The following is an 11,840-nucleotide window of genomic DNA, read 5'->3' as shown; positions in this document are numbered from 1 at the left end:
CGTTCCCATGCCGAACACGGAAGTTAAGCACTTGAACGCCGAAAGTAGTTGGGGGCTTCCCCCTGTGAGGATAGGACGTTGCCAGGCAATTTTGTTTTTTTATTCCGCAATAGCTCAGTGGTAGAGCAACCGGCTGTTAACCGGTAGGTCGTAGGTTCAAATCCTACTTGCGGAGCCAATGGCCCGTTGGTCAAGCGGTTAAGACACCGCCCTTTCACGGCGGTATCACGGGTTCGATTCCCGTACGGGTCACCATTTTATTGTGCCGGTGTAGCTCAGCTGGTAGAGCAACTGACTTGTAATCAGTAGGTCGCGGGTTCGACTCCTGTTGCCGGCACTGTTTTTTTAATTAAATTTTCCTAGACAAACTGGGGGGGTAGCGAAGTGGCTAAACGCGGCGGACTGTAAATCCGCTCCCTCGGGTTCGGCGGTTCGAATCCGCCCCCCCCCACCATGTCGAGCCATTAGCTCAGTTGGTAGAGCATCTGACTTTTAATCAGAGGGTCGCAGGTTCGAATCCTGCATGGCTCATCTTCTTGCGGAAGTAGTTCAGTGGTAGAATACGACCTTGCCAAGGTCGGGGTCGCGGGTTCGAATCCCGTCTTCCGCTTTTTGTTTATTTTTTTGGGGCCTTAGCTCAGCTGGGAGAGCGCCTGCCTTGCACGCAGGAGGTCAGCGGTTCGATCCCGCTAGGCTCCACCAAATTTTGCTTAAAGATCTTAAGCGAGTTTCGTTCGTCTTAAGTTTTTTTATACTTGAAATGCCTGTTAACCAGAGTACGTACGCGAAAGCACTGTGATTCCCTTCACAGTGCTTTTTTGTTGTCGTCTACTGTATAAAGATGCGTCATCTTGTCGAGTTGAACCAGCCGTATGTTACCGCTTACAATTAAGGTAACTTAATTAAGCAAAGGGGATGCGGGGATGAACATTGCATATATCAGCGTGCCATATCGTTACGGTCAAGGAAAGCCAGGAACAGAGCATGGTCCGGCAGCAGTCGAACAAGCAGGCCTATTTCAAACGTTAGCAACACATGGACAAGAAGCGGTCCGCTATGGGGAAGCGGCTGTCTTACCAGAAGACGCGGTACGTGAGGAAGATGCGAAGTTAAAGCGTCTCGAAGGAGTCGTCCATACGACGAATGATTTACAGCTACTTGTACATGATGCGCTGTCCGAACGACGTTTTCCGTTACTCGTCGGGGGCGACCACAGCATGGCAATCGGAACGATCGCAGGACTTCGTCGATCGATTCCGCGGCTCGGTGCGATTTGGTTCGATGCGCATGGTGATTTAAATACACCGGAAACGTCACCTACAGGTAATATTCATGGAATGCCACTCGCTGTTGCTCTTGGGGAAGGGCATCAGCGCCTAACGGAAATCGGTGGGACAGACGTCAAGTTACAACCGGAGCATCTTGTCTTTATCGGCTTGCGTGACGTCGATCCGGGAGAACAGGAATTGATTGATCGGCTTGGGATTCGCGTTTATGACATGGAAGCGATTCGGACACGGGGAATGGAAGCCATCATGAAGGAAGCGATTGCTTACCTGAACGAAACGACAGACGCATTTTACTTAAGTTTCGACATGGATGGTCTTGACCCGAGTTTAGTCGAAGGGACCGGGACGCGGGTTGCGGACGGTGTCATGTTAGAGGATGCTCAGACCGTCTTGAACTCTTGTGCGGAACAAGAAAACTTTATTGCAGCGGAGTTCGTCGAAGTGAATCCGTTGTTAGAAGAAGGGAACGGAACCGCGATTCTTGCGAATGCCTTGATCGGAAACCTACTTCAAGCGATGCAAAACCAACATTTAGTAAAATAATGGATAGAACTTGAACTCTTTTCATCGGGGTTCAAGTTTTTTTTGTTACAATTTAAATTGAGATGAAACATTTATCGGTCGACTCCGTATAAGAGATTGACCGCATAGAGCGGGGGGTATTTGAAGTGGAAGAAACAACACTACGCTTGATTGAGCGAGTGAAGCAAGGCGACCGTGATGCATTTGCGGCACTTGTTGATCTATATAAAGAAGGGGCATTTTTAGTTGCCTTCCGTGTATTACGTGATCGGATGGAAGCAGAGGATGCCACGCAAGAAGCCTTTATTCGCGTATTTACAAAGATTGAATCGTATAATGCACAATGGAAATTCCGTACGTGGCTCTACCGGATCGTGACGAATGTTTCAATTGACCGCTTACGGAAGAAACGTCCAGATTATTCCCTTGATGCCGAGATGTCAGGTACTGAAGGCTTGACGCTGTATTCCCAGCTCGAAAGTAAGGAGCAATTGCCAGAAGATCAAGTCGTTGATTCTGAAGAACGAAATGCTGTCGGGGACGCGATTGCCGCTTTACCTGAAAAGTATCGAATTCCACTCGTCTTGAAATATATTGAAGACCTTTCATTAAAGGAAATCAGTGAACTGATCGATTTACCAGTCGCCACAGTCAAAACTAGAATTCACCGTGGCCGAGAAGCGCTGAAGAAGCACTTCGGAACGCGGTGAGAAGGAGGATCTCACCATGACACGAGAACACGTAAACGAACGCATCCAAGATTATTTAGACCAAAACCAACCTCCAGAAGACTTTAAACAACTCGAAGCGGAGTTACGGGAGGCGAATGCGATGGACGACTTCGAAGAGTATCGACTCCTCGATGCACAGTTACGCACGCTTCCGAAGCCGAAGCTCTCGGCAGACTTTACATCCCGCGTGCTGGCACAACTGCCTGAACAGGTGGACACGTCGAATGTGACACCGCTTCGTAAACCTTCTCGTTTTGGAGGGAAGATGAAACAGTATCCACTCCTTGCAGCTGCCTCGATCTTTGCGTTACTTTCGGTCGGTAGCCTCGGGGGGTACATGACGCAAGAAGATAAAGACTTGTCGTATACGAACGCTCCCGGTATCGTCGCTGAAAATGGCGAAGTTGTTGTTCCAAAAGGAGTGACGGTCAATCAAGATTTATACGTCGAAGGCGGCAATGTCCGGATTGAAGGCAAAGTCAATGGAGACGTCATGACCGTTGACGGGACGGCTTACACAGCCAGTGCCGGAAACGTGACTGGAGAAATTAAAGAAATCGATCAGTTGTTCGAACGCGTCTGGTACGGAATCAAACGAATCTTTGATTAATCAGTTGGGGCGAGTCTAACTCGCCCCTTTGTGCTATAATGAAAGCTGTTTAAATTAGATGAGATAGGGGGCACGGTTGGTGAATTACTTCAACTGGCAACCACTTCAATTTCAAATGTTGAAACTGGGCGAAAACGTACACTGGTACGATTATATTAATGATGTGCTTGATATCGCGGTCGTGACATTCGTCATTTACCGCCTGATGATTATCGTCAAAGGCACAAAAGCGGTTCAATTGATTAAAGGGATTTCTGTCATTTTGATCAGCTGGTTCTTAAGCGGCTTCTTCGGACTGAAGACCTTACAATTTCTATTGAATCAAATCATCACCTATGGATTACTCGGAATTATCATCATCTTCCAGCCAGAGCTCCGTCGAGGACTGGAGCACCTGGGACGAACGAGTAAATTCTTTTCACGGAGTGCCATCAGTGATGAAGATGAACAAACGCGAATCGTCGACGCACTCGTTTCGTCAGCACAATACATGTCGAAACGCCGGATTGGTGCGCTCGTCACGTTTGAACGGGAAACCGGTCTCAGTGAATATGTCGAGACGGGGATTCCGCTCGGCTCACAAATTACGAGTCAGCTTTTGATTAACCTCTTTATCCCGAACACGCCGTTGCATGATGGTGCGGTCATCGTTCAGCAAGGCAAACTTGCGGCAGCGGCTTGTTATTTACCGCTCTCAGAAAGTGCCCACATCTCTAAGGATCTCGGGACGCGTCACCGGGCCGCGATTGGTGTCAGTGAAGTTACGGATAGTGTCACGCTTGTCGTATCGGAAGAGACGGGAGGCGTATCTCTCGCAATCAATGGTCGTCTTTACCGGGAACTCGACGAAGATTCGCTTCGGACGAAGTTGCTTGAGACGCTCGTCAAAGTCGAACCGGCGAATACGTCCTTCTTTAACTGGATGGGGGCGAAAAAATAATGTTCGAAAAGTGGTTCAATGAACGATGGTTTTTACGAATCGTTGCGGTACTACTTGCTGTGATGCTCTATTTGATGGTCGCAGGCTCGAGTTCGAGCGGGAAAAGTGACGCGGCGAGTCTATTGCCGATCGCTGGTCAGGGCTCGACGACGTTTGACGTACCGGTCACAGTGAATTATGATGAATCGCAGTGGGTCGCCTATAATATTCCAACTACAATCGAAACGACGGTCAAAGGACCATCGAGTAGCTTGACGATGCTTCGCCTCGTCAAAGACTTTGGTCTATCGTTAGATTTAGAGGGACTCGACCCTGGGTACCACCGTGTTCGTGTGACAGCGAATGGATTTGGAAAAGATGTTGAAGTGACACCGAAACAGGAGACGGTCGAAGTTTTTCTTGATAAAAAAGTCACGAAACAAGTCCCGGTTCAAGTCGCTTTACTCAACAAAAATAAAATCGCCGAAGGGTATGTCGTCGGTGAAGCACAACCGAGTAAACAAACGGTTGCTGTGACGGGAGGAGCAGAAAAGCTCCAAGCCATCACATCGATTCAAGTCCCGATCGACGTGACGGGTCGCGCGTCGACCTTCATGGAGTCGTTCAACGTCAAAGCGACGGATACGAATGGGAACGCGATTAGCGCGACGTACGATCCGGAACAGCTTGAAGTGACAGTTCCTGTCTATAAGGAGAGTAAAACAGTCCCGATCAACGTTAAAACAACAGGTAGCGTCAAAAAAGGCTACAAGGTCGTCAAGATCGTTCCCGTCGTCACGGAAGCACGTCTGTACGGAACGAAGGAAGAATTGACGCGAATCGGTTCAGTCGATACAAAGGCAATCTCACTAAAAGATTTGACGAAGACGACCGATAAGACGATCGAACTCGTCGAACCGGATAATGTGACGGCAATGGATCCGACTTCGATTACGGTCAGTATCGTCGTCGAGAAAGAAAATGCTAAATCGACGACGGAAACGGTCGAGGAGCGAGCAGAGAAGACGATTACAGGTGTTCCTGTGACGCTTAACGGTTTCGACGAGTCGAAGTATACAATTGACTATGCTGAAACGATTGATCTCGTCGTCCGTGGCAGCGAAGCGGACTTAGCTTCGATTGATGCAACCGACATCAAGGCTGTCATCGACGTAACAGGATTAAAAGAAGGCACACACGGCTTACCGATTTCATATCAGACATCTAAAGCATTCGATGTCTTACGACCGGATAACATGGACGTCACGTTAAAGACGATTCCCCGGACATCGGTACAGACCAATTAAAACCAATCAGTGAAATGAGGAAATAGCACATGGGTAAGCATTTTGGAACTGACGGCGTCCGCGGCGTCGCAAACGTAGAATTGACACCGGAACTCGCCTACCGTCTTGGACGGATTGGCGGATACGTGTTGACGAAACACGAGAGCACACGTCCGAAAGTCTTAATCGGACGCGATACACGTGTCTCGGGTCAAATGCTTGAGAACGCGATGATTGCAGGATTGTTATCAATCGGCGCGGAAGTTATGCGTCTTGGTGTCATCTCGACACCAGGGGTCGCATACTTGACGAAGACGATGGATGCGACTGCGGGCGTCATGATTTCAGCGTCACACAACCCGGTTGAAGACAACGGCATCAAGTTCTTCGGAACAGACGGTTTTAAGCTCAATGATGCAACAGAACTTGAAATCGAAGCATTGCTCGACGAAACAGAGGACACACTCCCGCGACCAGCAGGGAAAGAACTTGGTTTCGTTCACGATTATTATGAAGGCGCGCAAAAATACCTCCATATGCTTCGTCAAACATCGGATGAAGATTTCTCAGGGATTCATGTCGCAATCGATGGCGCGCACGGCGCGACATCAAGCCTTGCACCACGTTTGTTCGGGGACCTCGAAGCAGAAGTCTCAACAATCGGTACAACACCAAACGGCTTGAACATCAATGATGGTGTCGGGTCAACACATCCGGAGCACCTCGCGGCATTCGTCAAAGAGAAAAGTGCCGACGTCGGTCTCTCGTTCGATGGTGACGGCGATCGTTTGATTGCAGTCGATGAGAACGGCGATATCGTCGATGGCGATAAAATTATGTTCATCTGCGGAAAATACTTGAACGAAATCGGTCGTTTGAAAGATAACACGATTGTCGCGACAGTCATGAGTAACCTCGGCTTCCATAAAACGGTCGCAGAACACGGCATGACGGCATTACAAACAGCGGTCGGTGACCGTTACGTCGTCGAAGAGATGCGTAAAAACGACTACACGCTCGGTGGCGAACAGTCAGGTCACATCATCTTCATGGATTACTCGACGACAGGCGACGGCATGTTGTCCGGCGTTCAGTTGCTCCAAATCATGAAGGCGACAGGCAAGAAGTTATCGGAACTCGCAGCCGAGATGCCAATCTTCCCGCAACGTCTTGTCAACATTCGTGTATCGGATAAGAATGGGGCAATGAACGGTCCTGCCGTTCAAGCGATCATTGCGGAAGTCGAAGCGGAAATGGCTGGAAACGGTCGGATTCTCGTTCGGGCATCTGGAACAGAACCACTCGTCCGTGTCATGGCGGAAGCAGAGTCGCAAGAAGCATGTGACATGTACGTCGAACGGATTGCGAACGTCGTGCGTGAAAATTACGCATTACAAGAAAATTGAGTCGACGAAAAAGGAGTAGCTTCGTGCTGCTCCTTTTTTGTTCGGCTAATGGACGAACTTTTAAGGAGGGAACTCGTCACGAACCCATTGTCCCTCTGCCCGCTTTTCTCAGACGGAACGCAAGCCGCGGCCAGCTTGGGGCTGTCCGGGTCTCGCCTGTTCCTGTCGGAAGCAGAGCTTCCTTTTCCTGTAGAAGTCGGACAGGGACACGGGTTCGTTCGAAGGTGGAGAAGTAATATAAAGATGAACGATTCTTTTTTTACAAAATCTAGGTATTAGAGGTATTGTTTAGAAAGATATCGGGAATAGTTACAAATACGTTACCTTCCTTGCTTTTTCCAATTAAAGTTCGTATGATTGTAAAGTCGGACAGAAACGGAGTCGGACAGAAACAGAAGCGCCAGGGCTGACTATGTGATAGGCAGCTGACGAGGTGGAGGTTTATCGAATCATTCGGCGGATGCCTCCCGGTACCTTATCAGTACCGTAAACTTACTTGAAATCGTCTAAGTGATTAGACGGACAAACAAGCAAGTGCTGATAACTCTCGACAAGAGCCGTTTCCTCTTCAGGGAAATACTTGATATGGGAGAGAATCAATATGTGCGGAATCGTAGGTATGATCGGAGAAGTTAACACGAAAGAAATTTTACTAAAGGGTCTCGAAAAACTCGAGTACCGCGGTTATGACTCGGCAGGTCTTGCGTTCGTCAATGACGGCGTTCAGGTTCATAAAGAAGTCGGTCGCATCGCTGCGCTACGCGAAGTCGTCCCTGCAGAAGCAGACGGTACAGTAGGAATCGGTCACACACGTTGGGCAACACACGGTGTACCAAGTGTTCCGAACGCCCACCCACACCAAAGTGCATCATCACGCTTTACACTCGTGCATAACGGTGTCATCGAAAACGATGAGCAGTTAAAAGCAGAACTTAACGTCGATTTACTCAGCGACACGGATACAGAAGTCATCGTTCAGATGATTGAAAAGAACTTTGACGCAACAGGTGATGTCACGGAAGCCTTCCGTCAAACACTTCGCGTGCTCCACGGTTCGTATGCGCTCGCTTTAATCGATGCAGAAAACCCGGACGTTCTTTATATCGCAAAAAATAAATCACCACTTCTCGTTGGTCTCGGAGACGGCACGTTCAACGTCGTTGCGTCTGACGCAATGGCCATGCTTCAAGTAACGGATCAGTTCGTTGAGTTACATGACGGTGAAATGATCATCTTAACGCGTGACAGTGTCACAATCCAGGATTTAGACGGAAACGTGCAAGAGCGTGACGCGTATACAGCTGAAATTGATGCTTCTGATATCGAAAAAGGGACATACGCGCACTATATGCTTAAAGAAATGGATGAGCAGCCAGCCGTCATCCGGAACATCGTTCAAAAATACCAAAACGAAGCTGGCGAAATCACACTCGATCAATCGGTTCGTGATTTAGTCCTTGGTCGTGACCGCGTCTATATCATTGGTTGCGGAACAAGCTACCATGCTGGTTTGATCGGGAAACAATTGATTGAACAAATCGCTGGGATTCCGGCAGAGGTCCACATCTCGTCTGAATTCGGCTACAACATGCCACTTTTGACAGAGAAACCACTCTTCCTCTTCCTTTCACAATCAGGTGAAACAGCGGATAGCCGTGCCGTTCTCGTTGAAGCGAAAAAACTTGGTCACCCAGCATTGACGGTCACGAACGTCGCGGGATCAACACTTTCACGTGAAGCAAACGCAACACTCTTGTTGCATGCCGGTCCTGAAATCGCAGTTGCCTCAACAAAAGCATACACAGCGCAAATTGCTGTTCTTGCGGTCCTCGCGTTTGACCTGGCTCAAGCAAAAGGCGTCGACGTCAACTTCGATCTCATGAAAGAACTCGGTAAAATTTCAAGCGCAATGGAATCCGTCATGTCACAAAAAGAACGGTTCCAAGAGATCGCTGCAGAATACTTGTCTGAATCACGCAACGCCTTCTTCATCGGCCGTGGTCAAGATGCGTATGTCGGAATGGAAGGGGCACTCAAGCTCAAAGAAATTTCGTACATCCAGGCAGAAGGGTACGCTGGCGGCGAATTGAAACACGGTCCAATCGCTTTGATTGAAGACAACACACCGGTCATCGCCCTCGTGACACAACCGCACGTTCACCTCAACAACCGAGGCAACGTCAAGGAAGTCGTCGCACGTGGCGCGAACGCATGTGTCATCGCTTCAGAAGGTCTCGAATTGCCGACGGATGCATTCGTCATCCCGTCAGTCGAGCCGCTCTTGTCACCATTACTTTCAGTCTTACCACTTCAGTTGATCTCGTACTACGCGGCACTCGGCCGTGATTGCGACGTCGACAAGCCACGTAACTTGGCGAAGTCAGTAACAGTCGAATAAAAACATTCAAGTCATACTCCTTCCAGTTGGAGTATGACTTTTTTATTACCTAGCACTGAAGGAATGAGTGGTGAAACACATATGCAGATGAAAACAAACTGGCTCCAAGCTTTTCCGCAATCCTGTGCAGTAGACGTGGAGGCTGTGAGACGTCTCTTCCCCCACCGATTGTTTAGACCGGTGACGTGGGGGACGATTGAAATCGCGTATTGGCAAGAAAAGTTGAATTTGCCGTCTCGCGTGTACTTGGATGAAGTACCAAAGGTGAAAATCGAGACGTTGACGAAACAACAACGGTGGCTGCTCTATTGCTTGTATACGCGCCATCACAATGGTTATATCCGCGAGAAATATGTTCAACGATTACAAGAAGAACAGGCGGATACAGACTGGGTGTTGCTTTATCTGATTGAATTGACTGGGGAATATGTAAGAGAAATTCTAGAACGAATCGAACCGATTTTAGAGAGGTGGCCTGAGGAAAATCTGTGTTCCTTTCTACAAGCAAATGATGTTTACATGACACGGATTGAGTGTCGCATCATCAGCTACTGGAATATATATCAGCGGACATCTTATCCACTCTTAGGGGATTCAGCCTATGTCGGATTTCGACTTACAAAATACTACCGTTTACGCAAGGTAACAAAGCAGTAGAAATACTGAAATCGAGTAATCGTCAATAGACCGTACACGCTCAACAGAGAGTGTACGGTCTATTTGTTAGTTCATCATGGACTGAAGATAGAAGAAGCTTAACAAAACAAGTGAAATCAAAAAGCAGACGAAGAGATTCTTCATGAAGACGTTCCGAGAAAGGCGCCGGTTCATGATTATCTTATCGAGAAACAGATTAACAGCTAAGACAATTACGAAAATCACGAAAAAGAGTGGCAATAGGTCCATATGTAACATCCTTTCCATCATCTTATTCAACGCATCAAGTCAATCAAAAGTTTCGCAAAGCTTAAAATCTCTTGTGAAAAACAGGACTTTCCAGTAGGGAAGGGAAAGAAGAAAAGTAAAGAAACCAAAAGGAGGGACATTCAGATGCGACAAGCGGTACTCATTATTGATTTTCAACAGGATCTCGTCGAAGGGACGGCAGAAGAGTCAGGTGTTCATGCGAAAGATGCCCGTCAGTCAGGTCATCAATCAAGTCGTGCAAGAAGCACAGAATCATGCTCATACGATTGTCTTCATCCGGGATCTTGATGTCGCGGACGGAAACGGACCGGGGTTTGAGGTGCACTCCTCGATTCAGATTCCAGATCAGGCGGTGACGTTCGATAAAGCTGCAACGAATGCGTTTCACGGGACACCACTGCTTGAGTATCTGAATGAACGACAAATCGAACATGTCGTCATCCTCGGCTGTAAGACGGAACACTGCATCGATACCGCGGTCCGCAGTGCAACCGTCAATGGATTTGATGTGACGCTCGTTGCTGACGGACATACGACGAACGGCTCCGATGTTTTATCGGCGGAGTAGATGATTGCCCATCACAATCAAGTTTTGCACGGTCACTACAATGTCGAACATTTTGCGCTGGTCCGGCCGTCAACCGAAAAGTTGTTTGAACCGATCCACGATCAGCACAGAACATAAAGGAGTGAAGTTATGATTGAACTGCGAAAGATAAAAGAGACTGTTTATTTAACCTATCAGATGCTCGATACAGCCGCAATTGACGGACTGCCCGAAATCCTTGAAAAACGACTGGGGGATGCATTATGACCCGCGAAGAGTGGATTCAATCGTTTGATCTCGATGTAGCAGAGATTTTTTCCGTCACGGATTCGTACAGTTCCGAAGTCGACCGGCTGGTTCTGCGTGACGGTCGGACTGTTTTTTTAAAGCGACCCTATACGGCTGATAAATGGTACCGGGAGCACGGATGGCTGACGTATTTAGCCAGTCGTGTCGCTGTCCCGAAGATTCTCATGGCGGCGCGACCAACCGAACAGACGACGGGTGCGTTTGTGCTCGAAGCACTTGCCGGTTCGACGATTGAAAAAGTGACACCGGAACTGGTCTCGCAAATCGGGCGGCTTCACGCAACACTCCATACGTGTACCCGTGAGGCGTACGGCGATTTTGAGGAGAACGGCTTCACCGCGTTTACCTCACAGGACTGGCGTGTCTTCCGAAATGCGAAGATGACCTCATTCGAGCCGGCGATTCAACAAGTTTTGCCGCCTGCCCTTTATCAAGCCGCCTTTACAGAATTAAAACGGCGTGAACGTGAGTTACCGGAACCGTCGCGTCCGGTCGCCGTCCATCTCGATTTCCGGCTCGGGAATCTGCTCGCAGACGGCGGAAACCTCACTGGACTGATCGACTTTGAAACTTCACGTTTCGGAGCGACGGAGATCGACTTCACGAAACTCGACCGGGACGTCTTCCAAGGTGGCAGCGCTCTGCTGGGTGCTTATCAAAACGGATACGGCCAAATTCGGACACCGGAACCGATTGAAGTCTATTTGCCGTACTACCGTCTGTTTGAAGCACTGACGGGAATCGGCTGGTGCGTCCAGCGTGGATTAGCGCAGCACCAACAGTTTTTTGACAACAACCATGCCCGCTTGTTAATTGAACTCGAACGGACGAGCATATTCGAAGAACGTTAAAAGACGTCGTTTGACGAGCGAACCGCTATACTTGTGGAAATGAAG

The 11,840-nt window shown here is 48.6% G+C and carries 9 protein-coding genes, 7 tRNA genes, 1 rRNA gene and 1 pseudogene; all 18 read left to right on the top strand.

What is annotated here, in order from left to right:
- Window positions 1-87, top strand: a 5S ribosomal RNA gene (rrf, locus tag KNP99_RS12000); the annotation flags it as partial.
- A 16-nt stretch (window positions 88-103) separates the two neighbouring features.
- Window positions 104-178 (top strand) — tRNA-Asn (locus KNP99_RS11995).
- Between the two features lie 2 nt (window positions 179-180).
- Window positions 181-255 (top strand) — tRNA-Glu (locus tag KNP99_RS11990).
- A gap of 9 nt (window positions 256-264) precedes the next feature.
- Window positions 265-337: transfer RNA gene (locus KNP99_RS11985), tRNA-Thr, on the top strand.
- A gap of 33 nt (window positions 338-370) precedes the next feature.
- Window positions 371-454 (top strand) — tRNA-Tyr (locus KNP99_RS11980).
- Between the two features lie 4 nt (window positions 455-458).
- Window positions 459-531 (top strand) — tRNA-Lys (locus KNP99_RS11975).
- 7 nt (window positions 532-538) lie between these two features.
- Window positions 539-610 (top strand) — tRNA-Gly (locus tag KNP99_RS11970).
- A 16-nt stretch (window positions 611-626) separates the two neighbouring features.
- Window positions 627-702, top strand: a tRNA-Ala gene (locus KNP99_RS11965).
- A gap of 221 nt (window positions 703-923) precedes the next feature.
- Entirely contained in the window at window positions 924-1,832 is a 909-nt protein-coding gene (gene rocF / locus KNP99_RS11960) for an arginase (RefSeq protein ID WP_088836015.1), read from the top strand.
- Window positions 1,833-1,957: 125 nt separating this feature from the next.
- Window positions 1,958-2,521 (top strand): RNA polymerase sigma factor SigW, encoded by a 564-nt coding sequence (sigW, locus tag KNP99_RS11955; RefSeq protein ID WP_214767576.1) that lies wholly within the window; start codon window positions 1,958-1,960, stop codon window positions 2,519-2,521.
- A 16-nt stretch (window positions 2,522-2,537) separates the two neighbouring features.
- Window positions 2,538-3,152, top strand: coding sequence for a polymer-forming cytoskeletal protein (locus KNP99_RS11950; protein WP_088836017.1), 615 nt, complete (start codon window positions 2,538-2,540; stop codon window positions 3,150-3,152).
- 115 nt (window positions 3,153-3,267) lie between these two features.
- Window positions 3,268-4,092 (top strand): diadenylate cyclase CdaA, encoded by an 825-nt coding sequence (cdaA, locus tag KNP99_RS11945; RefSeq protein ID WP_204251426.1) that lies wholly within the window; start codon window positions 3,268-3,270, stop codon window positions 4,090-4,092.
- Window positions 4,092-5,378 carry a CdaR family protein gene (locus KNP99_RS11940; RefSeq protein WP_088836019.1) on the top strand — a complete coding sequence of 429 codons (1,287 nt, stop codon included), beginning with the start codon at window positions 4,092-4,094 and terminating at the stop codon, window positions 5,376-5,378. The genes cdaA and KNP99_RS11940 overlap by 1 nt, the downstream gene beginning before the upstream one ends.
- Window positions 5,379-5,407: 29 nt before the next feature.
- Entirely contained in the window at window positions 5,408-6,763 is a 1,356-nt protein-coding gene (gene glmM / locus KNP99_RS11935; RefSeq protein WP_215193249.1) for a phosphoglucosamine mutase, read from the top strand.
- A 601-nt stretch (window positions 6,764-7,364) separates the two neighbouring features.
- Window positions 7,365-9,161: a glutamine--fructose-6-phosphate transaminase (isomerizing) gene (gene glmS / locus KNP99_RS11930; protein WP_088836021.1), complete on the top strand. Its 1,797-nt coding sequence runs from the start codon at window positions 7,365-7,367 to the stop codon at window positions 9,159-9,161.
- An 81-nt stretch (window positions 9,162-9,242) separates the two neighbouring features.
- On the top strand, window positions 9,243-9,818 hold the full coding sequence (locus KNP99_RS11925) for a hypothetical protein (protein WP_088836022.1): 576 nt from the start codon (window positions 9,243-9,245) through the stop codon (window positions 9,816-9,818).
- 393 nt (window positions 9,819-10,211) lie between these two features.
- A pseudogene (locus KNP99_RS11920) lies at window positions 10,212-10,773 on the top strand (isochorismatase family protein).
- 125 nt (window positions 10,774-10,898) lie between these two features.
- Window positions 10,899-11,795 carry a phosphotransferase enzyme family protein gene (locus KNP99_RS11915; protein ID WP_088836024.1) on the top strand — a complete coding sequence of 299 codons (897 nt, stop codon included), beginning with the start codon at window positions 10,899-10,901 and terminating at the stop codon, window positions 11,793-11,795.
- The last annotated feature ends 45 nt before the right edge of the window (window positions 11,796-11,840 follow it).

Source organism: Exiguobacterium sp. s95, from assembly GCF_018618655.1.
Taxonomy (GTDB): domain Bacteria; phylum Bacillota; class Bacilli; order Exiguobacteriales; family Exiguobacteriaceae; genus Exiguobacterium_A; species Exiguobacterium_A oxidotolerans.
Note: the sequence above shows the minus strand (reverse complement) of the source record. Positions and strands in the feature narration are given on the sequence as shown.

What these genes read in the sequence shown, in the direction of transcription:
- rocF (WP_088836015.1), top strand. Translation starts at nt 924, where the DNA reads ATGAACATTGCATATATCAGCGTGCCATATCGTTACGGTCAAGGAAAG.
- KNP99_RS11915 (WP_088836024.1), top strand. Translation starts at nt 10,899, where the DNA reads ATGACCCGCGAAGAGTGGATTCAATCGTTTGATCTCGATGTAGCAGAG.
- glmM (WP_215193249.1), top strand. Translation starts at nt 5,408, where the DNA reads ATGGGTAAGCATTTTGGAACTGACGGCGTCCGCGGCGTCGCAAACGTA.
- KNP99_RS11925 (WP_088836022.1), top strand. Translation starts at nt 9,243, where the DNA reads ATGCAGATGAAAACAAACTGGCTCCAAGCTTTTCCGCAATCCTGTGCA.
- cdaA (WP_204251426.1), top strand. Translation starts at nt 3,268, where the DNA reads ATGTTGAAACTGGGCGAAAACGTACACTGGTACGATTATATTAATGAT.
- KNP99_RS11940 (WP_088836019.1), top strand. Translation starts at nt 4,092, where the DNA reads ATGTTCGAAAAGTGGTTCAATGAACGATGGTTTTTACGAATCGTTGCG.
- KNP99_RS11950 (WP_088836017.1), top strand. Translation starts at nt 2,538, where the DNA reads ATGACACGAGAACACGTAAACGAACGCATCCAAGATTATTTAGACCAA.
- glmS (WP_088836021.1), top strand. Translation starts at nt 7,365, where the DNA reads ATGTGCGGAATCGTAGGTATGATCGGAGAAGTTAACACGAAAGAAATT.